General features: G+C 69.5%; 24 protein-coding genes. 16 read left to right on the top strand and 8 right to left on the bottom strand.

The features are described 5' to 3' along the window. Positions 1-259 precede the first annotated feature (259 nt). The 4 genes from SD455_RS10975 to dapF all read left to right on the top strand — a co-directional run bounded on the left by SD455_RS10975 (position 260) and on the right by dapF (position 4,468). Positions 260-742, top strand: a complete 483-nt coding sequence (locus SD455_RS10975) for a regulatory protein RecX (RefSeq protein WP_237089923.1) — start codon at positions 260-262, stop codon at positions 740-742. Positions 743-894: 152 nt separating this feature from the next. Further along, on the top strand, positions 895-2,475 hold the full coding sequence (gene miaB, locus SD455_RS10970; protein WP_083277429.1) for a tRNA (N6-isopentenyl adenosine(37)-C2)-methylthiotransferase MiaB: 1,581 nt from the start codon (positions 895-897) through the stop codon (positions 2,473-2,475). Positions 2,476-2,479: 4 nt separating this feature from the next. Continuing rightward, positions 2,480-3,430, top strand: a complete 951-nt coding sequence (gene miaA, locus SD455_RS10965; protein WP_445508113.1) for a tRNA (adenosine(37)-N6)-dimethylallyltransferase MiaA — start codon at positions 2,480-2,482, stop codon at positions 3,428-3,430. Positions 3,431-3,517: 87 nt separating this feature from the next. Then, complete coding sequence (dapF, locus tag SD455_RS10960; RefSeq protein ID WP_311023797.1) at positions 3,518-4,468, top strand: diaminopimelate epimerase; 951 nt, start codon at positions 3,518-3,520, stop codon at positions 4,466-4,468. 54 nt (positions 4,469-4,522) lie between these two features. On the opposite strand, the gene SD455_RS10955 is transcribed toward dapF, so the two are convergent. Beyond that, positions 4,523-5,146 (bottom strand): class I SAM-dependent methyltransferase, encoded by a 624-nt coding sequence (locus tag SD455_RS10955; protein WP_070159468.1) that lies wholly within the window; start codon positions 5,144-5,146, stop codon positions 4,523-4,525. A gap of 528 nt (positions 5,147-5,674) precedes the next feature. Between SD455_RS10955 and hflX the strand changes: the two genes are divergently transcribed. Beyond that, positions 5,675-7,387 (top strand): GTPase HflX, encoded by a 1,713-nt coding sequence (gene hflX, locus SD455_RS10950; protein ID WP_445508112.1) that lies wholly within the window; start codon positions 5,675-5,677, stop codon positions 7,385-7,387. Beyond that, complete coding sequence (locus SD455_RS10945) at positions 7,384-9,432, top strand: ATP-dependent DNA helicase (RefSeq protein ID WP_070159466.1); 2,049 nt, start codon at positions 7,384-7,386, stop codon at positions 9,430-9,432. The genes hflX and SD455_RS10945 overlap by 4 nt, the downstream gene beginning before the upstream one ends. 140 nt (positions 9,433-9,572) lie before the next feature. On the opposite strand, the gene lexA is transcribed toward SD455_RS10945, so the two are convergent. Then, positions 9,573-10,346: a transcriptional repressor LexA gene (lexA, locus tag SD455_RS10940; RefSeq protein WP_445508111.1), complete on the bottom strand. Its 774-nt coding sequence runs from the start codon at positions 10,344-10,346 to the stop codon at positions 9,573-9,575. 265 nt (positions 10,347-10,611) lie between these two features. Between lexA and SD455_RS10935 the strand changes: the two genes are divergently transcribed. The 6 genes from SD455_RS10935 (at position 10,612) to SD455_RS10910 (ending at position 15,441) form a co-directional block, all read left to right on the top strand. Continuing rightward, complete coding sequence (locus SD455_RS10935; RefSeq protein ID WP_170922561.1) at positions 10,612-11,007, top strand: LysM peptidoglycan-binding domain-containing protein; 396 nt, start codon at positions 10,612-10,614, stop codon at positions 11,005-11,007. 189 nt (positions 11,008-11,196) lie between these two features. After that, the gene (locus SD455_RS10930; protein ID WP_396954318.1) at positions 11,197-12,342 is read left to right on the top strand and encodes a histidinol-phosphate transaminase; all 1,146 of its coding nucleotides are present in this window, start codon (positions 11,197-11,199) and stop codon (positions 12,340-12,342) included. A gap of 96 nt (positions 12,343-12,438) precedes the next feature. Beyond that, on the top strand, positions 12,439-13,056 hold the full coding sequence (gene hisB / locus SD455_RS10925; protein WP_445508110.1) for an imidazoleglycerol-phosphate dehydratase HisB: 618 nt from the start codon (positions 12,439-12,441) through the stop codon (positions 13,054-13,056). After that, positions 13,056-13,694 (top strand): imidazole glycerol phosphate synthase subunit HisH, encoded by a 639-nt coding sequence (gene hisH, locus SD455_RS10920; protein WP_311023804.1) that lies wholly within the window; start codon positions 13,056-13,058, stop codon positions 13,692-13,694. The genes hisB and hisH overlap by 1 nt, the downstream gene beginning before the upstream one ends. A gap of 77 nt (positions 13,695-13,771) precedes the next feature. Next, complete coding sequence (gene priA, locus SD455_RS10915; protein WP_311023805.1) at positions 13,772-14,533, top strand: bifunctional 1-(5-phosphoribosyl)-5-((5-phosphoribosylamino)methylideneamino)imidazole-4-carboxamide isomerase/phosphoribosylanthranilate isomerase PriA; 762 nt, start codon at positions 13,772-13,774, stop codon at positions 14,531-14,533. Beyond that, positions 14,530-15,441 (top strand): SseB family protein, encoded by a 912-nt coding sequence (locus tag SD455_RS10910; protein WP_445508109.1) that lies wholly within the window; start codon positions 14,530-14,532, stop codon positions 15,439-15,441. The genes priA and SD455_RS10910 overlap by 4 nt, the downstream gene beginning before the upstream one ends. A 66-nt stretch (positions 15,442-15,507) precedes the next feature. On the opposite strand, the gene SD455_RS10905 is transcribed toward SD455_RS10910, so the two are convergent. The 4 genes from SD455_RS10905 to SD455_RS10890 all read right to left on the bottom strand — a co-directional run bounded on the left by SD455_RS10905 (position 15,508) and on the right by SD455_RS10890 (position 21,757). After that, positions 15,508-16,026 carry a MarR family winged helix-turn-helix transcriptional regulator gene (locus SD455_RS10905; RefSeq protein ID WP_083277420.1) on the bottom strand — a complete coding sequence of 173 codons (519 nt, stop codon included), beginning with the start codon at positions 16,024-16,026 and terminating at the stop codon, positions 15,508-15,510. A gap of 82 nt (positions 16,027-16,108) precedes the next feature. After that, a complete protein-coding gene (locus tag SD455_RS10900; protein WP_445508108.1) occupies positions 16,109-16,825 on the bottom strand; it encodes a PepSY domain-containing protein in 717 nt (238 codons plus the stop codon). 190 nt (positions 16,826-17,015) lie between these two features. Then, positions 17,016-17,678 (bottom strand): PepSY domain-containing protein, encoded by a 663-nt coding sequence (locus SD455_RS10895; RefSeq protein WP_311023811.1) that lies wholly within the window; start codon positions 17,676-17,678, stop codon positions 17,016-17,018. A gap of 71 nt (positions 17,679-17,749) precedes the next feature. Beyond that, positions 17,750-21,757, bottom strand: a complete 4,008-nt coding sequence (locus SD455_RS10890; RefSeq protein ID WP_445508107.1) for an FtsK/SpoIIIE domain-containing protein — start codon at positions 21,755-21,757, stop codon at positions 17,750-17,752. Between the two features lie 281 nt (positions 21,758-22,038). Between SD455_RS10890 and SD455_RS10885 the strand changes: the two genes are divergently transcribed. From SD455_RS10885 to SD455_RS10870, 4 genes are all read left to right on the top strand, one after another. After that, a complete protein-coding gene (locus tag SD455_RS10885) occupies positions 22,039-23,265 on the top strand; it encodes a CpaF family protein (protein ID WP_445508106.1) in 1,227 nt (408 codons plus the stop codon). After that, the gene (locus SD455_RS10880; protein WP_311023815.1) at positions 23,262-24,122 is read left to right on the top strand and encodes a type II secretion system F family protein; all 861 of its coding nucleotides are present in this window, start codon (positions 23,262-23,264) and stop codon (positions 24,120-24,122) included. The genes SD455_RS10885 and SD455_RS10880 overlap by 4 nt, the downstream gene beginning before the upstream one ends. Continuing rightward, positions 24,119-25,060: a type II secretion system F family protein gene (locus tag SD455_RS10875; RefSeq protein ID WP_070158665.1), complete on the top strand. Its 942-nt coding sequence runs from the start codon at positions 24,119-24,121 to the stop codon at positions 25,058-25,060. Before SD455_RS10880 ends, SD455_RS10875 begins: the two co-directional genes overlap by 4 nt. A 135-nt stretch (positions 25,061-25,195) precedes the next feature. Further along, the gene (locus tag SD455_RS10870; protein ID WP_445508105.1) at positions 25,196-25,354 is read left to right on the top strand and encodes a hypothetical protein; all 159 of its coding nucleotides are present in this window, start codon (positions 25,196-25,198) and stop codon (positions 25,352-25,354) included. Between the two features lie 169 nt (positions 25,355-25,523). Here the strand turns inward: SD455_RS10870 and SD455_RS10865 are convergent, their stop codons facing one another. Further along, positions 25,524-25,760 (bottom strand): hypothetical protein, encoded by a 237-nt coding sequence (locus SD455_RS10865; RefSeq protein ID WP_445508104.1) that lies wholly within the window; start codon positions 25,758-25,760, stop codon positions 25,524-25,526. Beyond that, entirely contained in the window at positions 25,757-25,921 is a 165-nt protein-coding gene (locus tag SD455_RS10860) for a hypothetical protein (RefSeq protein WP_322478070.1), read from the bottom strand. The genes SD455_RS10865 and SD455_RS10860 overlap by 4 nt, the downstream gene beginning before the upstream one ends. Positions 25,922-26,351 lie beyond the last annotated feature (430 nt).

Below are 26,351 nucleotides of genomic sequence, written 5' to 3'. Positions count from 1 at the left end.
GACCTCGACCCTCTTTCAGGAGGGGCCTGGCGACGCCCCCGTCTCGTCCGCGGACGTGTCCTCCGATGCTCCCGTCGCGCCGCGATGGCCCGATCAGGCGGGTTCGGCTCAGGCGGGTACGGCGGAGCCGACCCCGCCGGCAGCGTCATCCCCACCGGCGGAGACAACTCCGTCAGCAGAGACAACCCCGTCAGCAGAGCCCGTAGGCGCGATCGGCGGCGATGGTCCCAGAGACGATGACCACGAGCGGGCACGCGCTGTGGTGCTGCGCAAGCTCACCGGCTCGGCCAAGAGCCGCCACCAGCTCTCGGAGACTCTGCGAGAGAAGGGGTTCTCCGAGAGCGTCATCGGGGCGGTCCTGGACCGTCTCGAGGAGGTCCAGCTCATCGACGACGCCGCATTCGCACGCATGTGGGTGCGGACCAGGCATGAGACGCGCGGCCTCGGGCGTGCCGCCCTGCGGCGTGAGCTGAAGGATCGCGGCATCGCGGAGGCACTCGCCGAGGAGGCCCTCGAGCAGCTCAGTGTCGCGGACGAGGATGCGATGGCCCGGGAGCTGATCGGCAAGAGGCTGCGCGGGGTCGCTCTGCCTGCCGGCCATGACGCCGCCGCCCGGAAGGAGCGGGACCGTCAGACTCGTCGCCTCGTCTCGATGCTGGCTCGCCGAGGACACAGCCCCGGGGCGGCCTTCCAGCTGGTGCGTGAGGCACTGGAGGAGCACACTGCCGAGGGGATGTCCTGAAGGCGGCGCTCGTGTCTCGAGGGGCAGTGGCTGAGCCGCAGCACCGACGTCTGGCCGCAGCAGATTGCCTGGACGCGTAGAATTGACCGGCACCGCGGCTCAAGACCGCGCCCGAGTCCGAGACCGCCCCCGTGAGATCTGCGAGCGTGACCATGACCGAGACGACGTTGGACCGCACCGACCCCGCCCACCCGGCACGAGGCTCCGCAACGGCTTCTGCTGTGGATGCGGGCCTGGACCTGGCATCCCAGAGCCGCACCTATGAGGTCCGCACGTTCGGCTGCCAGATGAACGTCCATGACTCTGAGCGCATCTCCGGGCTGCTGGAGGATGCCGGCTACGTGGCGGCGGAAGAGGACGCCACCCCGGATCTGGTGGTCTTCAACACCTGTGCCGTGCGGGAGAACGCGGACAACAAACTCTATGGACACCTCGGCATGCTGCGCGGCACCAAGCGGGAGCACGCGGGCATGCAGATCGCCGTCGGCGGCTGTCTGGCGCAGAAGGACCAGAACACGGTGCTGGAGAAGGCGCCCTGGGTGGACGTCGTCTTCGGCACCCACAACATCGGCTCGCTGCCTACTCTGCTGGAGCGTTCGCGCCACAATCAGGACGCCGAGATCGAGATCCTCGAGTCGTTGGAGACCTTCCCCTCCACGTTGCCCACCAAGAGGGACGCCGTCTACTCCGGCTGGGTGTCGATCTCCGTGGGATGCAACAACACGTGCACGTTCTGCATCGTTCCCTCGCTGCGGGGGAAGGAACGTGACCGGCGCCCTGGCGACATCCTCGCCGAAGTCCAGGCGCTCGTCGCCGACGGCGCTGTGGAGGTCACCCTGCTGGGGCAGAACGTCAACACCTACGGAGTCGAGTTCGGAGACCGTGGGGCCTTTGCGAAGCTTCTGCGTGCCTGCGGTGACATCGACGGCCTGGAGCGGGTCCGGTTCACCAGCCCGCACCCGGCCTCCTTCACCGACGACGTCATCGAGGCCATGGCCGAGACTCCCAATGTGATGCCGCAGCTCCACATGCCCCTGCAGTCCGGTTCCGACACCGTGCTGAAGGCCATGCGACGGTCCTACCGCTCGACGAAGTTCCTGGGCATCCTCGACAAGGTGCGGGAGCGCATGCCCCATGCCTCGGTCACCACCGACATCATCGTGGGCTTCCCCGGGGAGACCGAGAAGGACTTCGAGGACACGCTGCGGGTGGTCGAGGCCTCTCGCTTCTCCTCGGCGTTCACCTTCCAGTACTCGCCGCGGCCGGGCACGCCGGCGGCGACCATGGAGGACCAGATCCCCAAGGCGGTCGTCCAGGAACGCTTCGAGCGACTCGTGGAGCTGCAGAATCGGATCACCGCGGAGGAGAACCAGCGCCAGATCGGCACCACGCAGGAGCTGCTGGTCACCGCCGACGCCGGGACCAAGGGGTCGGAGACCGGCCGCCTCTCGGGCCGCGCAGCGGACAACCGGCTGGTGCACTTCTCGGTCCCCGCAGGTGCCGAGTCGCCCCGCCCAGGGGACTTCGTCTCCGTGACGATCACCGACGCCGGATCCCACCACCTGCTCGCCGATCCCGCCTCCGCCCAGGAGTACCATCTGCGCCGGTCCCGGGCCGGCGACGCGTGGGATCGTGCGCAGGCAGAATCCTGCGGAGTCGGCACCACCCAGGTCGGAGGCGCCCAGCCCGGGGCTGTCTCCCTGGGCATGCCGACGCTGCGCTCGGACGGCTGAGCCGGTGGCGAGTTCCTCCCGTCCGCCGTTGATCGCTGTCGTTGGGGCGACCGCCACCGGGAAGTCCGCCCTCGGCGTGGAGCTCGCCCGTCGGCTCGACGGTGAGGTCATCAACGCCGACTCGATGCAGCTCTACCGCGGCATGGACATCGGCACCGCCAAGGTGACGGCGGACCAGCGGCGCGGAGTCCCCCACCACCTGCTCGACGTCCTCGACGTCACCGAGGAGGCCTCCGTGGCCGTCTATCGGGACCGGGCGCGGGAACTGGTCCGTGAGATCCGGTCGCGCGGCCGTACGCCCATCCTCGTCGGGGGCTCCGGACTCTACGTGCGCGCCGTCGTCGACGTCATCGAGTTTCCGCCCACCGAGCCGGGAGTGCGCAGCCGGCTCACCCAGCGGCTGGAGGACGAGGGTGCGGGCGCGCTGCGGGAGGAGCTGCGCCGGGCAGACCCGGAGTCGGCCGCCGTCATCAAGGACGACCGTCGGCTGGTGCGCGCGTTGGAGGTCGTCTCCATCACCGGGCGGACCTTCTCCTCCTTCATGCCGCGACGGATCCACGAGCCCACGGTGGAGCCGGTGGTCCAGCTGGGCCTCAGCCTTCCCCGGGAGACCTTGCAGTCCCGCATCGCGGCCCGCGTCGAGGAGATGGCCGCCCACGGTCTCCTCGAGGAGGTCCGGGCGCTGGAGGATCGAGGCCTCCGCGAGGGCCGCACCGCCTCGCGGGCCATCGGCTACCAGCAGTTCCTCGACGTGCTCGACGGCAGGATCAGCCAGGAGGAGGCGGTGGAGGACACCACCGTGGCCACCCGTCGTTTCGCCAAACGTCAGGACACCTGGTTCCGCGCCGATCCACGGATCCGCTGGCTTCCCGTGGACCTGGAGGCCGACGACGTCGCCGGATCCCTCGCCGACCAGGCTGAGCCCGCGCTGCGGGAAGGACCGGAGTCCTCCTGACGTTGTAGCCTGCAGCGCAGTTGCAGCCTGCAGCGCACCCGCCGCATCTCACCCCCCCCCCCCCACCCCTTCAGGAAGGCAGCCCCTGTGGCCCACCACCTCTCCGCCCTCGACGCGCTGCGTGGCGCCCCCTTCACCAAGGCCCACGCCACAGGCAACGACTTCGTGATGTTCGCGGACCCCGACGGCACGCGGCACATCACACCCGAGGTGGTGAAGGCCCTGTGCGACCGGCACCTGGGCGTCGGCGGCGACGGGCTCATCCGCGCCGTCCCGGTCCGGCACGTCGCGGAGGCGCGCGACATCGCTGCCGCTGATGAAGACCTCTCGGCGCATGGCGGCGAGGACCTGTGGTTCATGGACTACTGGAATGCCGACGGCACAGTGGCCGAGATGTGCGGCAACGGTGTGCGGGCGTTCGCTCATTTCCTGGTCTCCGAGGACCTCGTCCAGCTCGAGGAGGAGGAGCAGCTGCCGGTGGTGACGCGGGCCGGAGCGCGGACCGTACGACGTGTCCCGGAGGGCTATGCCATCGGCATGGGCATCTGGTCTTTCCTGGATCCCGAACTCGCCAGCTCCAACGCCTCCGACTCGTTGGTCATCGCCCAGGGGCTCACCGACCCGCGGCCCGCGCTGAGCATCTCGATGGGCAACCCGCACACGGTCGTCGCACTGTCCGCGGAGCAGGCGCTCGAGGACCTGGACCTGAACCAGGCGCCCCAGGTGGACCCGGTGCCGCCGGACGGGACCAATGTGGAGTTCGTCGTGCCGGCCGATCCTCTCGTCGTCGACGGCGAGGGACAGGTCCGCCTGCGCGTCCACGAGCGCGGCGTGGGAGAGACGCTGTCCTGCGGCACCGGTGCATGTGCGGCGGCCGCCGCCGTGCGGGTCTGGGCGGCCGAGGACGGCGTCGACACCTGGACCGTCCAGGTCCCCGGAGGGCGGCTGCGTGTGCGCTTCCTCTCCCGTGCCGACGGGGCGGAGGACGTGGAGCTCTCGGGCCCGGCAGAGAACGTCTACCGCGGCACCATCATCTGATCGTGCGGACTCGGGACGCGGGGGAGCGAGAAGGATGAGCGCTCACGGGAAGGCTCAGCCGCCGGTCCGCGTCACCCGCAGGAGGCGGAACCCCTTGTCCGTCTCTGGCCGGTCCGCGTCGAAGTCGTCGCCCACGGCGGCCAGCATCGAACGGATCCAGGTCAGCAGCGAATCGGCGCCGAGGTTCTTCTGCACGACCAGCCAGGCTTCGGCATCATCGGCCAGCCGGGGAAGCCACAGCTCCAGCAGTTCGTGCAGCACGGCCTTGCCCACCCTGATCGGGGGATTGGACCAGATGGTGTCGAACCGGACGCCCGCGGGCACCTGGTCAGGGGAGAGGACCTCCACGTTGTCCAGCCCGAGCCGCCGCGCGTTCTCCGCGCACAGCTCACGGGCCCGCTCGTTGACGTCCACAGCCCAGACGGCCGCCTCCGGCGAGCGGAGCGCCATCGTCAGGGCGATCGGCCCCCACCCGCAGCCGATGTCCAGCAGATGCCCTGCGGGAGCAGGGTCCGGGACGTGCTTGAGCAGTACGGCGGTGCCCTTGTCGATGCCCTCGGGAGAGAAGATGCCGCCGGCGGTGACCACCGAGACGGCACGGCCTGCCAGATCGACGTCGATCTCGCGCCGCTTCAGGGGGCCCGAGGGTGTGGAGGAGAAGTAGTGCTGTGAGCTCACCCGTCGATGCTATCTCCTGCACGGTCCAGGATTCGCTGTCCACCGTCAGAACCCGTAGAATGGAGCACCATGTGGATTATCTACCTCTGATGCTCCCGTGAGAGGCGGCCTGGCCGCCCACGGTCGAGCACGCGGACGACCCGGCACTCTGCGCTGACGCGGACAGTCGGCCCAGCCCGCGACCATCCGCCAGCATGATCATCCGCCCGGCCCCTCGGCGAGCTCCGTCGCGACGGCCCGGGACCACCACCTCTCGAATCCGCGCCCCACCAGCCGTCCCCGTGGTCGGCCCGCCGCAGGCGAACCCGCCGGGCGGCCCGGTCCGGGCGACCCTTCCACTGAGACGCCTCCACGACGACGGCTGCCCTGCGAAGCGACCAGGGCCTCGTCGTCCACAGATGGCACTGGTCGCTAGTGCCCCTGCACGGCCGCGCCGTAGGATGGAAGGACCCTCTGACGAGGGTGCGCCGGAGCCGAGATCCGGCATCGCGGGATCCGCCGCTGACCGGCGATCCCCTTGAGGAGACTATGACGAACACGCACCATGACAGCATCACACCCAGCACGGGCGACGAGGACCTGCAGCCCCAGGACCAGGCGGGCTCCGGCTCGGCGGCCGAGAGCGGGGACCAGGCATCCGTGGACGCCACCATCGAACGGATCCTGGCCGCCGACCAGGCACGCGCCGAGACGGTCGCCCGCTCGGGGCGGACCCGCTTCGTCGCCGACCCTGGGCATCGACGCGAGGACCAGGATGCGGAGCGGCGCCGCCGCTCCGTGCTGGAGGAACAGGCCCGTGAGCTCTCCGATCTGAGGACCGAGCACACCGGGGCCGACGGCGACCAGTTCGACCTGCTCGAGCGCCGGTCGCTGCGCCGCGTCGAGGGTCTCTCGACGGAGCTCGAAGACGTCACTGAGGTCGAGTATCGCCAGCTGCGCCTCGAACGCGTCGTGCTGGCAGGACTGTGGACTGAGGGCCCCATCGCCGAGGCGGAACACTCGCTGCGGGAGCTCGCCGCACTGGCGGAGACCGCCGGTTCCACCGTCCTGGACGGCTTCGTCCAGCGCCGCTCCACCCCGGACCCGGGGACATTCTTCGGCTCCGGCAAGGCAGAGGAGATCCGTCAGGCCGTCGCCGAACTGGGCGCGGACACCGTCGTCGTCGACTCCGAGCTCGCCCCCTCGCAGCGTCGTGGCCTCGAGGACATCGTCAAGGTCAAGGTCATCGACCGCACCGGCCTGATCCTGGACATCTTCGCCCAGCATGCCAAGTCTCGGGAGGGCAAGGCGCAGGTGGAGCTCGCCCAGCTGGAATACCTCCTGCCGCGTCTCCGCGGCTGGGGCGAGTCGATGTCCCGGCAGGCCGGTGGTCAGGTCGGCGGCGCCGGGGCCGGCATGGGCTCTCGCGGACCCGGTGAGACCAAGATCGAGCTGGACCGGCGCCGCATCAACACGCGCATGGCCAAGCTGCGCAAACAGATCGCTGGCATGAAGCCGGCCCGTGAGGCGAAGCGCGCCAATCGGAAGCGGCATGCCGTGCCGTCGGTGGCGATCGCCGGCTACACCAACGCCGGCAAGTCGTCCCTGCTGAACCGGCTCACCGATGCCGGCGTGATGGTGGAGAACGCCCTGTTCGCCACCCTGGACCCCACCACCCGCAAGGCCGTGACGCCGGACGGCATCGGCTACACGCTCTCGGACACGGTCGGGTTCGTGCGTCAGCTGCCCACTCAGCTGGTGGAGGCGTTCCGCTCCACGCTGGAGGAGGTCGCCGACGCCGACCTGATCCTCCACGTGGTCGATGCCTCGCATCCTGAGCCGGAGAGCCAGATCAGCGCGGTGCGCACCGTGCTTGCCGAGGTGGACGCCCACGAGGTCCCCGAGATCATCGTGCTGAACAAGGCAGACATGGCTGACGACGTCGTCGTCGACCGCATCCGACGGCGCGAGCCGCGGACCGTGCTGGTCTCGGCCCACACGGGTCAGGGCATCGATGAGCTGCGGCAGCTGATCAGCGAGTCGATCCCGCGGCCGGACGTGTCCCTGGAGCTGCTGGTGCCGTATGCAGCAGGAGACGTGGTCTCTCGACTGCATGAGGCGGATGCGGAGATTCTGAGCACCGAGTACCTGGCTGAGGGCACGCGCATGAGCGTGAAGGTGCGCCCGAGCCTCGCCGCGGAGCTGCAGGAGCATGTCATCGGCGGTGCCTCCGCGGCGACCGACGAGCCGGGCGCCGCGTGAGTCCGGAGGCGCCGACGACACAGTCCACCGGGCACCTGCGCTCCACGGAGCTGCTGGATCATGTGGTCTCCGCGATGGGCGGCGTGCACCGCGAAGGGCAGATGGACATGGCGCGGCACGTGAGCCACGCCCTGCGCCGGCGTCGTCACCTGCTCGTGCAGGCGGGCACCGGGACCGGCAAGTCGCTGGCCTACCTGGTGCCCGCTGTGGTGCACGCGTTGGAGGCGGACCGTCCGGTGCTGATCTCCACCGCGACGTTGGCGCTGCAGGCACAGATCATGGGCCGTGATCTGCCCCGACTGTTGGACCATCTGGGGGAGGAGCTGGAGGAGGAGGTCTCCATCGCCCTGGTCAAGGGACGGGCGAACTACCTGTGCCGGCACAAGCTGGACGGCGGGTTCCCCGACCAGGACGACGAGCAGGCGCTCTTCTCCTTCGGCGACGAGCCTGCCGTGGACTCCGTGCCGGAACCGGGTTCACGGCTGGGGCGTGAGATCGTGCGGCTGCGCGAATGGGCCGAAGAGACCTCCACGGGAGACCGAGACGACCTGCCTGAGGGCGTCTCGGACAAGGCGTGGCGTCAGGTCTCCGTCAATGCCGTCGACTGCATCGGTCCGCGGAAGTGCCCCATGGCGGCTGAGTGCTTCTCCGAGCTTGCGCGGGAGCAGGCTCAGGAGGCCGACATCGTGGTCACCAACCACGCCATGCTGGCCATCGACGCCTTCGAGGGGCTGCAGGTGCTGCCCGAGCACGACGCGGTGATCATCGATGAGGCCCATGAGCTGGCTGATCGCGTCACCTCGGCGGTCACAGCACAGCTCTCCGTCCAGATGATTCAGACGGCCGCGGCCACGCTGCGGCGTCACACCGCGCTCAGCGGCGAGGACCTGCAGGCGGCGGCCATCGCCGTCGACGCTGCCTTCCACGGCAAGGAGTCGGGGCTGCTGGCACGCGGCCTGGACGCCCAGCAGAGCCAGGCGTTGGAGATCACCCGCAACGCCGCCCGCACCGCGCTGTCTGACAGCAAGCCGTCCGGCGAGGCCGAGGCCGACACCGGACGCTCCACCGCACGGGCACGGGTCCAGGCGGTGCAGGAGACCGCTGAGCGCATGCTGAACTCCCGGGAGACGCCGGACGTCATCTGGCTGACCCGCCCGGGCAGCTTCAGCCCGGGCGTGGGATACCGCGAGGCAGACATCACGGAGCCGCCGATCCTGAACGTCGCACCGACGTCGGTGGCGGGTCGCCTGCGGGAGGGCCTCTTCGGAGAGCGCACGGTGGTGCTCACCTCCGCCACGCTGACCATCGGCGACAGCTTCGACCCGGTGGCGGGGTCACTCGGGCTGGGCGGGGAGAATGCCCCCGCCTGGGACGCCATCGACGTCGGCAGCCCTTTCGACTACCCGAAGCAGGGCGTGCTCTATGTGGCCAAGGACCTCCCCGCGCCGTCCTTGAAGACCGCTGATCGGCAGCGGGACGAGCTCGCCGGGCTCATCGAGGCGTCACGGGGCGCGACGCTGGCCCTGTTCTCCTCGCGCCGCGCCGCTGAAGAGGCCGCCGAGGAGCTGCGGGAACGCCTGGAGGTGCCGATTCTGTGTCAGGGTGACGCCACCATGTCGGCCCTGGTCCGCCAGTTCGCCGAGGATGAAGAGTCCTGTCTGTTCGGGACGATGAGCCTCTGGCAGGGGGTGGACGTCCCGGGCCGATCGTGCCGACTGGTGGCGATCGACCGCATCCCGTTCCCCCGACCCGACGATCCGCTGATGAGCGCCCGCACCCAGGAAGTGGCGCGCAACGGTGGAAACGGCTTCATGCAGGTCGCGGCCACGCACGCCGCCACCCGGCTGGCTCAGGGGGCTGGGCGACTGATCCGCAGCGCCGAGGACCGGGGCGTGCTGGCGATCCTGGACTCTCGCCTGGCCACCGCACGGTACGGCGGCTTCCTGAAGAAGTCCATGCCGGAGTTCTGGCCCACTGTCGACGGAGACGTCGCGCGAGGGGCACTGCGGCGGCTCGCCGGCCAGGGGCTCGATCCGAGCGCCTGACTGGCGTCCTCGTGCGCAGAAGGACACAGAAGGAGGTCGCCGACCGTACGGTCGGCGCCCCTCCTTCTGTGCGGGCCTGCCGGATGGTCTCCGGGCGGCGCTGGGGGCCGTGAGGGTGCCTGGTCTCGAGGCTGCGTGGCTCAGAGGCTCCGCAGTACGGTGACGACCTTGCCCATGATGGTGGCCTGATCCCCGAGGATCGGCTCATAGCTGCGGTTCTGCGGGAGCAGCCACTGATGCCCGTCGCGCCGCCGGAGAGTCTTCACGGTCGCCTCATCATCGAGCAGGGCGGCGACGATGTCTCCGTTCTCGGCCGTGTGCTGGCGACGCACCACCACCCAGTCGTCCTCGAAGATGCCGGCCTCGATCATCGAGTCGCCGCGTACCTGGAGCATGAACAGCTCACCTTCGCCGGTGAGCTGGCGAGGCAGCGGCATGACGTCCTCGACCTGCTGCTCGGCCAGGATGGGACCACCTGCAGCGATGCGACCGACCACCGGAATGTCGGTCGTCCGGCTGTCCGTCTGCTCGCGGTAGGCGTCGAGATCGACGACCGCACCGTCATCGGAGGCCTGACGTGCCGGGGAAGAGCTCGGGGGAGGGAACGCCGGCTCGTCCGCAGCGATGAGGCGGCCTGAGGAATCACGGATGACTTCCATGGCGCGCGGCTTGCCGGGCACCCGACGCAGGTAGCCCATCTGCTGCAGGCGGGCGAGCTGATGCGTCACAGAGGACAGCGAGGCGAGCCCGCAGGCGTCGCCGATCTCACGCATCGACGGGGGGTATCCACGCTCTGCGAGGGCCTCCTGGATGACGTCGACGATGCCGCGCTGCCGGTCGGTGAGCCGGGGCGCGGCGTCCCCCGGTGTCTCCGTCGGCTGGGAATCCTCGGCTGGTCGCTTGTCCACGGCCATCTCTCACGCCTCTCTCCGCAGGGTCTGGTCCCGTCGTCCGCTCGTCATGTCAGAGGGTCCTGGTGGAATCTCCTGCATGGACATCCGGTCGAACATCGCATCCGAAACTCGGTTCGAACATGTGTCTCAGGCTACGGGATCCGGACGGCCGAGACCAGCATATTCGAACGCATGTCTGGTGCCCGGTCGAACATCTGTGCTAGAAATAGAAAACATCTTCGAATCCATGCCGAGACGAGATTCCGCACGAGAGAGGTCCTTCCCCATGCGTCACTCGCACACCTCCTTCACCACCTCCGCGGCCGGACAGGCCTACGTCGCCTCTTCCGCCGGTGCACCAGGACGTCTCAACCTCACCCGGCGAGGCCGCCTGGTGATCCTCGGGGTTCCCGCGCTGACGCTGCTCGTCGCCGCCTTGGTGGGCGTGGCGCTCTTGGTGGGCAGCTTCGTCAACATGGCGCAGGCCACCAGCCATGGGGCGCCGGGAGTCGCCGCTGTCGAAGTCACGGTGGCACCCGGGGACACCCTCTGGAGCGTGGCCTCGGGCCTGGGTACCGGGGAGGACACCCAGGTGCTGATCACGCAGATCGCTGAGCTCAATGATCTGACCAGCTCCGAGATCCATCCCGGGCAGACGCTGTACGTTCCGGTGGCGGACTGAGGTCGCGCCCGGTGGACGCGTTCTGCTCCGGCGGAGATCACTCGCGGCTCCGTGGGCGATCAGAGCCGAGCGGGACGGAGCAGGTCGGAGCAGGACAGTGCGGGTCGGAGCAGGACAGAGATGACGCGGTGGGACGGGAGCGCCGTGACGGCGCCGCAGCGCCACGGCTCCGATGAGTAGGATAGACGCGTGATTCCTCCCCAGAACGGCGTCGGCGGATCCACGTCGACGGCCGGCCTCAGCAGATCAGAGCGCCTGGCGCGCCTGCCGCTCCGCGAGGAGCTGCGCGGCCAGGAGCCCTACGGCGCGCCGCAGCTGCCGGTGTGGGCCATGCTCAACGTCAACGAGACCACCTATGACGTCCCCGCTGATGTCGTGGACGCCATCACCAAGGAAGTCAGGCATGCGGCTCAGACGCTGAATCGATACCCGGATCGGGAGTTCACCCGTCTGCGGGAGAAGCTCGCCGAGTACCTGGCCCATGGGCTGACCGCCGAGCACATCTGGGCGGCCAACGGCTCCAATGAGATCATGCAGCACATCCTGCAGGCCTTCGCCGGTCCGGGTCGCTCCGTGATGGCCTTCCCTCCCACCTATTCGATGTACCCCCTCTATGCGCGAGGCACCTACAGCCGGTACATCGCAGGGACCCGGGGCGAGGACTTCACCCAGGGCGCGGAGGACGTGGCCCGGCAGATTCGAGAGCACCGGCCTGACGTGGTCATCCTCTGCTCGCCGAACAATCCCACGGGCACGGCGCTGGGGCTCGACGTCGTCGAGGCGGCCTACGATGCCGCCGTCGAGGGTGGCACCATGGTGGTCGTCGACGAGGCCTACGGTGAGTTCCGGCAGAGCGGCACTCCGTCCGCGCTGGAGCTCCTGCCCGGGCGTGAACGGCTCATCGTCTCCCGCACCATGTCCAAGGCCTTCGCCCTGGCCGGCGGGAGGCTGGGTTACCTGGCCGCGGCCGAGGAGGTCACCGACGCGCTGCGGCTGGTGCGCCTGCCCTACCACCTGTCGGCGATCACCCAGGCCGCGGCCGAGGCGGCCCTGGATCACAGCGAGGCGCTGATGGCCAATGTGGAGCGGATCAAGACTCAGCGTGATCGCATCGTCGACACGTTGACGCGGTACGGGCTCAGCCCCGCCCCGTCAGACGCGAACTTCGTGTTCTTCGGCGGGCTCGAGGACGAGAAGGCCGCGTGGCAGCATCTGCTGGACGACGGCATCCTCATCCGCGATGTCGGCATCCCCGGCCACCTGCGGGTCACCGCGGGCACCGAGGAGGAGACCACCGCCTTCCTGGAGTCCCTGGCTCGGCATCTCGGCCGCTGAGACTCCGCCCGAGGCCGCTGAACGCCGTGAAGGCCGGTGCGTAGACTGGTCCACGGCGTCATCAGACCCTTCACCCCGTACCCACGAGCAGGAGCCATGGGAGCAGAACTGATCTCGGGCCGCGCGGCCCAGATGGAACGAGTCACTTCCGAGTCCAGCGTGCGCGTGCGCATGGACCTCGATGGAACAGGCACCTCGGAGATCTCCACCACGGTGCCGTTCTTCGACCACATGCTCACCGCTCTGGCGAAGCATTCGCTGATCGATCTGACGGTCGAGTCGACCGGGGACACCCACATCGATGTGCATCACACGGTGGAGGACACCTCGATCGTCCTCGGCGAGGTGCTGCGTACCGCGCTGGGTGACAAGGCCGGCATCCGCCGTTTCGGAGAGGCGACCGTCCCGCTCGACGAGGCCCTGGCGCACGCCGTCGTCGACGTCTCCGGACGTCCCTACCTCGTGCACTCCGGCGAGCCGGAGGGGCAGCAGTATCACCTGATCGGCGGTCACTTCACCGGCTCCATGACGCGCCACGCCTTCGAGGCCATCACCTATCACGCCGGCATCTGCCTGCACATGCGTGTGGTGGCGGGCCGCGACCCGCACCACATCGTCGAGGCCCAGTTCAAAGCCTTCGCCCGTGCGCTGCGCGCCGCCGTCGAATCGGACCCGCGGGTGGAGGGCATCCCCTCCACGAAGGGAGCGCTCTGATGGCCAAGCCCGACGTCGTCGTCCTTGACTACGGCTCCGGCAACGTCCACTCGGCCGTCCGTGCCCTGGAGCGTGCCGGTGCCCAGGTGACTCTGACCCGCGAGACGGTCCGGATCCAGGAGGCCGCCGGCCTGGTGGTTCCCGGGGTCGGAGCCTTCGCCGCTGTGATGGACGCGCTGACGGCGATCGACGGGCCACGCTGGATCGGACGCCGCATCGCCGGAGGCCGGCCCGTGCTGGGCATCTGCGTGGGGCACCAGATCCTCTTCGAACGTGGAGTGGAGCACGGCATCGCGGCCGACGGCATGGGGGAGTGGCCTGGTGAGGTGACCGCTCTGCCGGACGACGTCGTGGTGCCGCACATGGGGTGGAACACGGTCCGGGCCCCCGAGGGCACCGTGCTGTTCGACGGCATCGAGGATGAGCGGTTCTACTTCGTGCACTCCTACGCGGTGCAGTCCTGGGACTTCGACCAGACCGTCGAGTCGATGGCTGCGCCGAAGGTGACCTGGTCCCACCACGGCGCGGACTTCATCGCCGCGGTGGAGAACGGCCCCCTGTCGGCCACGCAGTTCCACCCGGAGAAGTCCGGCGACGCCGGCATGCAGCTGCTGAAGAACTGGATCGACAGCCTCTGAGAGCCCGGGCCGGCCGCCATGGCCCCGATCCGCTGACCACCGACCCGACCCTGTCCCAGGAAGAGAGACCCGACCCCATGGCTGAGAACGCCCCCGAGATCGCCACCGTGCCCGCCCTGGAGCTGCTGCCCGCCGTCGACGTCGCCGACGGTCAGGCCGTTCGTCTGGTGCAGGGCGAGGCCGGCTCCGAGACCAGCTACGGCGACCCGCTGGACGCGGCGCTGACCTGGCAGCAGGACGGCGCCGAGTGGATCCACCTGGTGGACCTCGACGCCGCCTTCGGTCGCGGCCACAACCGCGAGGTCCTGGCCCGAGTGGTCCGCGAGCTGGACATCAAGATCGAGCTCTCCGGCGGTATTCGGGACGATGAGTCTCTCGACCGCGCTCTGGAGTTCGGGGCGACCCGCGTGAACCTGGGCACCGCCGCACTGGAGGATCCGGAGTGGACCGCCCGGGCGATCGAACGCCACGGAGAGGCCATCGCGGTGGGGCTCGACGTCCGGGGGGAGACGCTCGCGGCCCGCGGCTGGACCAAGGAGGGCGGCAACCTCTGGGAGGTCCTGGAACGACTGGAGGATGCCGGGTGTCCGCGCTACGTGGTCACCGACGTGACCAAGGACGGGACCCTCCGTGGACCGAACACCGCGCTGCTGGCCGAGGTCTGCCGCCGCACCGCCAAGCCCGTGGTGGCCTCCGGCGGGATCTCGTCGCTGGAGGACGTCTCCGCCCTGGCGCAGATGGTCTCCCACGGCGTGGAGGGTGCCATCATGGGCAAGGCCCTCTATGCCGGAAAGTTCACCTTCCCGGAGGCACTGAAGGCGGCCGCCGCGTCGGCATGAGTCACCACGGCGACCACCACGGCGCAGATGCCGCCGACCGTCGGGAGCTTCCGGCCCACATCGCGAACCTGCTGCAGCGGCAGGCCCACTCGGCGGACGGACGAGCCGCGGACTCGGCGGGCGTCCCCTGGGAGGGGCGGGACCTCTCCGGCGGGGGAAACCCGCTGCACACCTTCGACGGAGACGACGGGCTGATCGCCCCGCAGATCCAGGAGGCCCAGGACCGTCTGCTGGCCGGAGACCTCGATGAGGCAGGCTTCGTCGAGTCCCTGCAGGGTCAGCGCCTCTTCGTACCGGTGATCGCCACCGTGGCCGAGCACGGTCATGCCCCCTCGGGCGGACCGGCCGGGGACAAGGAGGCGGACATCGCCCTGGTCACGATCACCTCGGCGTCGGGGCGTCCCACCATGCCGGTGTTCAGCTCAGTGGAGTCGATGACCGCCTGGCACGCCGAAGCGCGCCCGGTGGCCGCCGAAGCGGAGCGCGTCATGCTGGCCGCGCTGGCTGAGGGAGCCGAGCTCGTCGTCCTGGATCCAGGGGCGGAGCTCACCTTCGTGGTGCGCAGCCCGGCCGTGGCGGCCTTGGCTCAGGGCCGGCTGTGGACGCCGTCCTACCGCGACCCGCAGGTGGCTGATGCCTTGCAGGACGTGGTGGACCAGTGCCTGGGCGTGGTGCGGCTGGTCGTGGCGCCGGGGAAAGGTGTGGCCACCGCGACGGCCTCCGGAGCGCCCGTGGCCGGCGGCGGCAGCGGACCCGAGCTGAGCATCGGTGTGGTGCTGGAGCCGGGTGTGGACGCCGTTGATGCCCGCCTGGCGCTGGCCAGCGTGCAGGCCTGCCTGCAGGATGTTCCGGCGCTGCAGGAGAAGGCCGATTCGGTCGAGGTGGTCCTGGCGCGCGACGTCGGGTGATTCACAGACGTCGGCGCTGGGGCGACGGGACGTCTGGCGTCCGGCGCAGGGTGCTGCCGCAGGAGTTCAGGTCAGCTCGGTGTCCTGGGCGGTCTGCAGCAGTTTCATGCAGGTGCGCTGCAGGGCGAGGGCCTCGTCGTCGTCGAGCGTCTCATGGAAGATCTGCCGGATGTGCCGGGCGTGGACCTGTGAAGCGTCCCGGAAGACCCGCCGTCCCTCGTCGGTGAGCTGGGCCGTCATGCCGCGCCGATCGCTGGGGTCGGCGCATCGAGTGATGAGCCCCCGGGTCTGCAGCGACTTCGCCTGGTAGGACAGGCGTGACGGCGAGAAGATCATCCGCTCGGCGAGTTCCCCCATGCGCAGCTGGTTGCCCTCCGCCTCGGCGAGGACCAGCAGCAGGTTGTAGTCCGAGAGCCGAAGACCGGTGGCGGCGTGGAGGCCCTTCTCCATCGTCTTGCTGACGATGGCGGAGGTCTCCAGGAACGTGCGCCACGCCTTCGCCTTGGGCGACGTGCCGGTGAGGTCCCGTGCCGGAGGGGCGGCGTCCTGAGGTTCCTGGGCGTCTTCGCCAGCGACGGCGTCCACGCGGCCACCTCCTGCGTCCCCTGATCGTGCGACTGATTCGAGCTCGTCCAGTCTACGGCACCGGGGACTCAGGCGGGTCGGTTCAGTCGTCCACCTGGACCAGGTCGCCGGTGACGACGTCCACAGCGATCTCCTGGCCGTTGTCGAGTTCGATCTCCCAGACGACGGTGCCCGACTCGGAGTCGAGCTGCGCCTCGTCGACGAAGGCGCCGGAGGGGTCGCCGACCCGGTCTTCGACGATCCGGAAAGCCTCGGCGATATCGATCTCGGTCGAGTCGATCTCTCGCAGGTCGTCGCTGTCCGGGGCGTCGTCGTCCTCGGTGTAGACGATCTCCAGACTGGACTTGTCGGTGTGCACCTCTCGCTCGATGCCGTCCACGAGCACGTGCCACTCATAGCGGCCGTCATCGGACTCCACCTCGAAGACCACACCCTCCGGGTACTCGGCCTGGACCGTCTCCAGACCCCCGTACAGCGGGTGGTCGTCGGAGTCCGCGGGCGAGGTCTCCGCGGCGGCGTCCGTCGCGGTGTCGTCGCTCGGGTCCGTGCCTTCACCCTCGGCTGAGGCGTCGTCCTCCGGGCGTGAAGTCTCGGAGCCGCCTGCATCGGCCGAGCCGTCCTCCGAAGCGGCCGCGTCGTCGTGAGCCGCGTCGTCGGCGCTGATCGTCACCGCGGTGCTGGGCTCCCCGTCAGCGGAGGTGTCGAGCGTGTCATCAAGGCCGCAGGAGGTCAGTGCCAGGGAAGCCAGAGCTGTGACCGACAGGGCGGTGGCGGTGGGGCGGGACAGGGTTCGGGTCATGGTGTTCTCCTTCAAGGAGCCGGCCCGCGCGGTGCTCGGGGCCGACAGGATGTTGTCGTGCTGCATGACCATCATTCTCAGAACCCCAGATGAGAAGGCCATGAGAGATCGGTGAGATCTCGATGAGAACCGACTCGTGGAGAGCCGAGCCGGCGGCGCGGCAGCCGGCGACGCCGTAGCCGGAGGATCCTCAGTCGGACTCGTCATCGTCGAGCGTGTCAGGATCTCCGCCGATGTTGTTGTCCTCCACCGGGTTGTCCCCGACCGGCACGATGGCGCTGTTGCGGGCGTCGATGATCACCGTGTTCTCCGAGGCGGCGCCCTCGATGGTGACGTTCCACACCAGCAGGTCATCGTCGCGGGTCTCCAGCTCGGCGGCAAGGATCACCCCGGTGGACTCCGTCTGGGCGATCTGCAGGGCGCGCAGCAGCGGGACCTGGACCTCTTCCGCCGCCTCCTGCATCCAGTCCTCGGCCTCACCGGAGTCCCGGCTGTCCACCTCGGAGGCGCCCTCCTGGTCGACCACGACGGTCTGCAGGTCCTGGCCGTCCACCAGCAGCTGCACCTCCATCCCGGCTTCCTCGTCGGTCTCCTTGTCGAAACCGACGGCCATGCCGCCGTCTTCGCCGAGCGCCGTATTGACCGCCCGCAGCGCGACATCGGTGGACAGGTCGACGTCGTCGGCGTCGTAAGGGTTCTCCGCCGACGGTTCGTTCGACGGTGTGGGCGCTTCGCCCTCGGTGTCCTCGGGTGCGGCGGCGTCCTCGTCGATGGGGGAGCCGCACCCGGCCAGAAGACTCGCCGAGACGGCGATCGCGACCAGTGCTGCAGAGCTGCGGGAAGAACTGAACATGACTCCATCCTTATCGTGGAGACCTCCATGGTCCCTGGATGTTCCCTCCAGGAGCAGAGCTGCGCCGACGATCATCCGGGGAGGGCCCACTGGATCATGCGGGGCCCCTCCGCTCGCAGCTGCACCGCCCGTCCGGGGATGGGCCGATCCAGCACCGGCACGCTCGTGGCGAAGAAGCCTCCCTGCGACCGATGCGTCGGGCTGAGCAGGATGTTCCCGGGGGCCGACCGGGCATGATGCGACCACGGTATCTGCGAGTACAGAGACCCGCTCGGCTGTGCGGCGCCGACCACCTGGATCCCGGACTGGATCCAGCGATCGACGCTGCGATGCCGCTGAGCATCGAGCTGGTCTGCATCGTCCAGCAGCACGGTCGTGGTCTCCGGCTCCTCAGTCCAGGTTCCTTGCGGAGAGAGCAGCGTCGCGTCCGGCAGCACCTGGCGCAGGACCTCCAGGCACGTCGACCGACCGGTGCCCGGGGCTCCGAGGACCAGCGTGGCGGGACCCCGCCTCCAGAGGACCGGGGCCTGGGTGAACTGAGCGACGCCGATCACCGGATCCCCGGGTGCGTCGGGAGACCGGTGCTCCTGAGCTGAGGACAGCAGATCGTGGAGGCGGACCTTCTGGGGCAGCGGCCGGACCGAGACGCTCGGCGTGTCGACGGCGCCAGGGGCCCCCTCATCGGCGGGATCCGTCTCCGCAGAGGTGGGTGAGGACGCCAACTGGACCTCCACGCCGGGGGAAGGGTGCCCGGGACTGATCAGCACCCCGCGGCCGGGGAGAGGGTCCACCGGACGCAGACGGGGCCAGAGCATCTGGGTGTCCTGCGAGACGCCGTGCGGCAGGTAGATCCGGCGGGGCAGCCGTGAGCCCACCCGTCCGCTCGCCAGCTCGCGCCCCCCGGAGAGCAGCACGGAGATCCCGACGTCGGCACCGTCGCTGATCAGCGTCCCCAGCAGGTGTTCCAGCATGCCCCCGCTGGGGCCCTGAAGGGACTGATGCCACTGAGGGTAGCCGCTGACCAGCACGACGATCTCGGGGACCTCGGTGGTGCGGAGGGACGGGTCGGTGCGCCGGGAGGTGAGCTCGTCGACCAGCAGTTGCAGCAGGTGGACGACCTCCGGCATGTCCTCGTCCGTCAGCAGGCTCGCCACGCGGGCGTCCGCGGCGAAGGTCTGCAGCGAGCGGTCGCCGTCGAGGAGGTGGACCTGCCACGCCGGGGCGTCGGCCGTCGACGGTGGCCGCAGCAGCTGCGCGGCCAGGGCCGCCACGGCCTCCCGCCCACCGGAGCCGCCTTCGCCGATGAGGCCCAGACTGCCGTCCTGCCGGGGGGACCACAGCAGCGGGAGCTGATCCTGCTCGGCCGGAAGGTCCAGTCTCCCCAGGGCAGGCGGCCCCGAACGGCCGCCACGGGCGGCGTCGGCGTCGATGGTCTCCGGCAGAGACGGCAGCAGGGGAGTGTGCCGGCGGGTCAGCCCTCCGGCGTCGACGGCCCGGCCCAGGGCGGCGACGACGTCGAGGGCGGAGGCCCCTGTGGCCGACACCGTCCGGGACAGCGGCCGGTGGTCTGCCGGTCGGAGGGCCACTGGGGCTTCGGCGGTGGAGAGCAGCCCGGTCTGGAAGACCACGGGCTCGTCTCCGGGGCGGCGCAGGATCCCCCGGCCGGGGAGGTTCCGGGGGATCCTGCCTGCCTCCACCGTCCCGACGAGGTCCCGTGATTCGTCCTCGCTGCGCAGCCTCAGTGTGACGATGCTGCCGATGTTTGCCCGGATGTCTGCGGTGACGACTCCCTGAGGGCGTTGGGTGGACAGCACCAGGTGCAGGCCCAGGGAGCGGCCGAGCGTGGCCAGGCGCATGAGCTCGTCCATCGTCTCGGGCAGTTCGTGGGAGAAGATCCGGAACTCGTCGATGACCACCAGGATCCTCGCCAACGGGTCATCCGGCCGCAGCCGCCGGTACTCGGGATAGTCTCCGGCCCCGGCGTCGAGGAAGAGCCTCTCCCGACGCACCAGCTCGGAACGAATGCCTTCCAACGTGCGCTCCGCCTGCGCCTGTGAGAGATCGGTGATCAGGGCCAGCGAGTGCTCCAGCTCGGTCAGATGCTGGAAGGTCGCGCCACCTTTGAAGTCGAAGAGCACCAAGGACAGCTCTGTGGGACTGTACCGGGCGGCCCAGCCGAGCAGCAGAGCCTTGAGCAGCTCCGACTTCCCCGACCCCGAGGTCCCTGCCAGCAGGATGTGGGGACCGTCCTCCACCAGATCCAGGTGCTCCTCACCAGTGGCGCTGCGTCCCAGGACCGACGTCAGGGAGGTCGAGGCGCTGCGGGACATCAGGTCGGCGGGAAGCGGCATCTCGAGCCGCTCCGGGACCTGCCCGGTGCCCTCGATGGGGCCGCCTCGAGGCAGCGCCAGACGCAGCAGCTGGTCCAGGGTCTGGCGGGAGACCCCGTCGGCCACCAGGTCGTGGGCTCCGGCGGTCAGCGTCGGGTCAGCGTCATCCGTGGACCGGTCTGAGGGGTCGTCGGCGGCGGAGGCCGGCGCGGCGCCGGCGACTCGACGCAGGTTCCGGGTGGTCAGGTCGATCTCCCAGCCGGGGACCTCCCCGGCCGGGTACGGTCCCGGAGGCTCGTCGACGTGGACCACGCACCAGCCGTCGAGGAGAGCCGCGTCGATGAGCTCCGTGGGCACGGGAACGTCCACGAGCAGCACTGCAGGGCCACCGACTGTGGGCAGGTCCGCGACGTCGGCCTGCTCGCCGGGAGTCAGACCCACTCCGTGGTCGTCGAGGAGGACACGAGGCCACTGCGACGGCTCCGCGAGAAGGTGGATCTCGGGTCTGTGCGGACGAGGGCGGATGACCAGCTGGGCCAGGAACCAGCGCAGGAGACGACGAGTCAGTCGCCTCGGACCGGCCAGGTGGACCACCTCTCCAGGGCGCAGTGGGGCTCCCACCCCGCTGTGCACCGACACGGCGTCGACCCGTCGTGTCGAGGCTGGGGTCTCGACGGCGGGGCGCGTGATGCCGTGCCCCAGACGGACCACCGGGACACGACGGGCCGCTGCCGAGTCCTGGGCCCGGGCCGCAGCCGACGGGTTCGCCGCGTCGTGTGGTGCCGCGCTCGCCGGGCCGGGGCTGAGCCCCGGAGGCTCACGCAGGCGCCTGATGAGGTCGCCCGGGGTGTCCAGGAGCGCGTCACTGCGATCGGCCCAACGGCCGGCGGCGGCGTCGACGGCCGCCCGGAACTTCCGACGACGGCGGGCAGCGTCGACGACTGTCGCCGCGGCCACCAGCGCGGAGACCGCGGAGAACAGGAGGAAGAACCACATGCCGGTGACCAGGACCAGGACGATCCCGACGAGCAGGGGGACGCAGGCCATCACGAGCATCATCCGGTGCTTGCCTTCGGGAGGGCCCTCGTCGACCGCCACCGGCGGGGGCGGCCAGCTGCCCTGAGACGCCGGAGGCGGACCGTCGGTGAGCAGGCGCAACGTCGAGTCCCCCACCTGCAGCGGCTCAGAGTCGCTCCAAGGGACAGCGCCTCTCCCGCCCTGTGGCTGATCGGGCGAGGACACAGTGACGGCGCGCTCGCCGACATCGATCACACAGTGTTCCCGCGCGATGTCCGGATCCGCCACGGCGATGTCGACCGAGCCTCGCCCGACGGTGTACCGGCCCCGCAGCAGGGGCACCAGCCGCCCAGCGTCGGGCCCTTCGTCGAGACACAGCTGCAGCGCGGGTGCGGCTCCGCCGGGCTGTGCAGCGAGGGACCCATGTCCCGGGCCCGCGGGAGGCGTGTCGCCAGGATGGAGCACCACGACCATTCCCGGATGGATCTGGCGGGCCCCTCGAGGCAGAGACGCCAACGGGATGCCGTCGACGACACCGGTCACCGGAGCGTCGCAGCGACCCATCCAGGTGGCCAGTGCTTCGGCGAGCTGCGCACCGGAGGGCTGAGAGGTGCCGTCGACACGCAGGCGGATGTCATGTACGCCGTGTCCGGGGGACTGATCGCGCAACTCGCGCCATCGCGCCTCTGACAGTGCACCGGGAGCGCGCACCACGGTCAGCGACATCGACATCGGTCCTCCTCAGCGGCGTCCGGATCATGGTTGAAAGCTTCAGCCTAGGCATCAGGAGCATCACAGAACAGCGACCTGCGGCAGGCTGTGGAGAACCGCTGTGCCGTCCCCAGGGATGGTTGGGTTTCTCCACAACCTGCGTCATCTGCGTCGCCGACGTCGCCCCTGCTGGCTAGGGTGTTGCACTGTGACACCGACCGGAGCCGGTCGGCGCACATCCTCGTCGACCGGAGAGTCGCTGGGGGATGGCACGAGGAACATGTCATGGAGGGGGAAGGCCCGTGGAGGCCCTGACGATTGTCGAGGACGAGGTTCGGGAACAGATCCGGCGACGGGGACTGGATCCGGCCGAGGATCTGGCGGAGCTGCGGGACATGGTCGAGGCGGCGGTCTCCGAGTATGACCGACGGTCTCTGGTGAGCTCCCTCCCACTCGTCGGCGAGCTCGACGCCGCCGTCAAGCATGTGCTCGATGCGGTGGCCGGCTTCGGGGAGCTCCAACCGCTGCTCGACGACGGCTCTGTCGAGGAGATCTGGATCAATGGGCCGCAGGAGGTCTTCCTTGCCCGCGGCGGACGATCGGAGCTGACGTCGATCACGCTCACCGAGGACCGGATCCGGGACCTCGTCGAGCGGATGCTGAAGACCTCCGGCCGCCGCCTCGACCTGTCCTCGCCGTTCGTCGACGCCGCGCTGCCGGACGGCTCGCGGCTCCACGTCGCCATCCCCGACATCACCCGGCGCCACTGGGCTGTGAACATCCGCAAGTTCATCGCCCGGGCCGCGAGCCTCGACGATCTGGTGAGACTGGGCTCCCTCTCGACGTCGGGTGCGCGGTTCCTCGAGACCTGCGTGGCCGCGGGCATGAACGTCCTGGTCTCCGGAGCCACGCAGGCGGGGAAGACCACCATGCTGAACTGCCTCGCCTCGGCCATCGGAGCCAGAGAACGCGTCATCACGGTTGAGGAGATCTTCGAGCTGAGGCTGCCTCTGCGCGACGTGGTCGGCTTGCAATGTCGACAGCCGAACCTCGAGAACGAGGGCGAGATCCCGTTGCGGCGACTCGTGAAGGAGGCGCTGCGTATGAGGCCCGACCGACTGATCGTCGGAGAGGTGCGTGAGGCCGAGAGCCTCGACATGCTCATCGCCCTGAACAGCGGTCTTCCGGGGATGGCGACCGTCCATGCCAACGGCGCCCACGAGGCGCTCACCAAGATCTGCACGCTTCCGCTGTTGGCGGGGGAGAACATCGGCCGAGGGTTCATCGTGCCCACGGTGGCCTCCTGCGTGGACCTCGTCGTCCACTGCGGACGGGATCGCTCGGGTCACCGCCACGTGGAGGAGATCCTGGCCGTGGGCTCCCGCGTCGAGGAGGACCGGATCGAGACCTCTACTCTGTTCCACCGGGTCGATGGTGAGCTGCAGGTCAGTCCCAGCGCGGTGTTCGACCTTCCGAAGCTCTCCGAGGAGGAGCGTGGACAGCTCACCCGGGCAGGTGTGCTCCGATGAGTCTGCTGCTGGGGACGGCCCTGGGGATGGGGCTGATGCTGGTCTGGTGGTCCTTCTTCCCACGAACGGCGACGACGCGGAGCCGCCGGGGTCGCCGCCCGGGACGGATCCACCGGCTGCTCGCGGAGGCGGGGCACCAGAAGGTCGGAGCCTCAGGCGTCGTCGCGGCGATCGCGGCCTGCGCCGTCACGGCGTTCCTGCTGGTGATGCTGCTGACGACGGCGGTGCCGGTGGCCCTGTGCTTCGCTCTGTTCGCCGCCACGCTGCCGGTGGTGGTCCTGCGCTGGCAGGCGGCGCGACGGCGGGCAGTGCTCCGCGAGATCTGGCCGGATGTGGTCGACCACCTGCGGTCCGCCGTGCGGGCCGGGATGTCGCTTCCTGAGGCCATCATGCAGTTGGGCACATCCGGTCCGTCGCAGCTGCGTGAGCCCTTCGTGGAGTTCACCCGCGACTACCGGGCCGGCCAGAACATGGAGACGTCCCTGCGCCGGCTGAAGGAGAGACTGGCCGATCCGGTCGGGGACCGCATCATCGTCGCTCTGACCATCACCCGCGAGGTCGGCGGATCGGACTTGGGCCGCCTGCTGGGGACCCTGGCGGAGTTCCTCCGGGACAACGCCCGGACTCGCAGCGAACTGGAAGCTCGGCAGTCCTGGACCGTCAATGCCGCCAAACTGGCGGTCTCGGCCCCCTGGATCGTCGTCCTGCTGCTCTCCACGCAGCCGGAGGCGGCTGAGGCCTACCGCGGCATGACAGGGCTGGCGGTCCTGGCGGTCGGCCTGGTCGTCTCTCTGGTGTGCTACCGGCTCATGCTGCGGATCGGGGCGCTCCCGGAGGAAGAGCGGGTGCTGCTGTGACGGTGACGACCACCTGGGCGGTCATCGCAGGTCTCGGACTCGGACTGGGCCTGGTGACCGTAATCTTCTCCCTGCCGGCGATGAACAGGACCCGATTCGTGGACAGAGTCGCTCCGGCCCTGCGTTCCACCGGGATGGACTCGGGACTCTTCACCACGGACCGGCACCCGGTGATGCCCCTGGGGGCAGTGGGGAGACTCTTCGCACCGTTGCTGAAGGCCGCCGTGGCCCACCTCGACCGGTTCAGCTTCGACACGGCGGCTCTGCAGCGTCGCCTCGAGCAGGCAGACTCCTCGATCTCGCCCACCGAATATCGCCTGCAGCAGGTCGCCATGGCGGCCGCGGGCGCCCTGCTCGGTGCAGGACTGAATCTGGTGGCCTTCGTCTCGGGGCAGTTCCATGGACTGTTGGCCGCCCTCAGCGTCCTGGTGCTGGCGGTCCTGGGGTTCGCCCTGCGGGACAATCTGCTCTCCGCCCAGATCCGCAGACGTCAGCGTCGCATGCTCTCGGAGTTTCCGACCGTGGCGGAGATGATCGCGCTCGCCGTGAGCGCAGGGGAGAGCGCCCCCGGGGCGTTCGAACGGGTCAGCCGAGTGTCCCGAGGTGAGCTCAATGTCGAGCTCACGCGTGTGCTGCACGACACCCAGGCGGGGCACGGCTTCTCCCAAGCGTTGAAGGCGATGTCACGGCGGGTCCAGTCGCCGCCCATCTCTCGTTTCCTGGAGGGCATCATCGTGGCCATGGAACGCGGCACCCCGCTCGCCGACGTGATGCGGGCCCAGGCCCAAGACGTCCGGGACCTCTCGAAGCGGGACCTGATGGAGACCGCCGGCAAGAAGGAGATCTCGATGCTGGTGCCGCTCGTCTTCGGGGTGCTGCCCCTGACCGTGATCTTCGCCGTGTACCCGGGCCTCGAGCTGCTCTCGATCGGCATATGACTGGCATCAGCCGAGACCGCCGGCCGCGCCGGGCGCCGCCGCTCCTCGTCTCGACCTCCCACCACAGGACGACCTCGCACCACGTGTCGACCCTCCCATTCCTGAACGACCCATCCACCACAGAGAGGAACCCCCATGAAGAATCAGCACCCTGCCTCAGTCCGTGCCGGCCGCCCCGGCCGCGCCGCCCTCACCGCTGGAGAGGGCCTGACGTCGCTGCTTCGACGCCTGCACACCGAAGAACGCGGAGACGTCCCGGGCTGGGTCATGATCACCTTCGTGAATGATGCCTGATCTCACCCCATCCAGGTAGTGGCCAGTGCGGCACAGGGTTCTTGTCAGGGGTGGGTTCTAGGCTGGTTCTGCCTCATCAAGGTGCGAGTGATTCGGACCCCCGGGTCTGGCCGATACAGCGTCCCCCTCACGCTAGCCAGCCCCGGGGGTCTACTCATGTCCGGCTGGATCACTCGGCGCGCAGGGCGTCCAGGTGGGCGTGGAAGTCGTGATGGACGACCAGGTGCCGTACTTCGACCAGGACACCGCATACGGGGCACTGCTGGGTTCGCCATGGCCCGGAACGGCGGTATCCAGCTTCGTCATGATCAGGGCCTGGAACTTCCATCATGGGGCCCCAGGCGGCCTGCAGCTGGCCGTCGAGTCGCAGATATGCGGCGAGGCTGCGGTGTGCGTGCCATCTCATGGGCCGGTCTCGATCCACTCGCCCGAGCTGGCCCAGAGACCGTGGCTGCTGGTCGGGGTCTCGAGCTCCGGGTCGATGGTCGCGTGCCAACGCAGGTGGTCGAGGCGGCGGCCCCAGTCGATGAGCGCACCGCAGTACCGGCAGGGGCGGAGGTCAGGCATGGGCCCAGGGTAGACGCACCCTCCATCACGCACCGCAGCTCTCGGGCTGGCGCCCAGCGACGCGGGTTACTATCCGGTCATGATCATCCGATACCTTGCCATGAAGGTCGGCCGCTTCCTCTTCCGGTTTGTGCGTCGACGCTTCGGCAACCAACCCACCGATCAACATCCCGGCCGCCGCCGGCGGCAGTAACGCGGCGAGAGGGTCCGCGTTGGGTGAACCGCTGCCCCCTCCAGTATTGGCAAGCAATCATGCCCCGCTCGTAGTCTGCCCCGGTCAGACCATGGGCGTGGACTGTTGTAGGCTCACGTGCAATACTCGGTTCTACTCGGAAGGTCGAGATGGGGTACTGGCCTAGGGCATGTCTGACAATTATGTAGCGCCCGTCCTGCGAGACTGAGTAGATGTCGAGGTTCCAGGTGCTCTCCG

Source organism: Nesterenkonia sp. K-15-9-6, from assembly GCF_052656005.1.
Note: the sequence above shows the minus strand (reverse complement) of the source record. Positions and strands in the feature narration are given on the sequence as shown.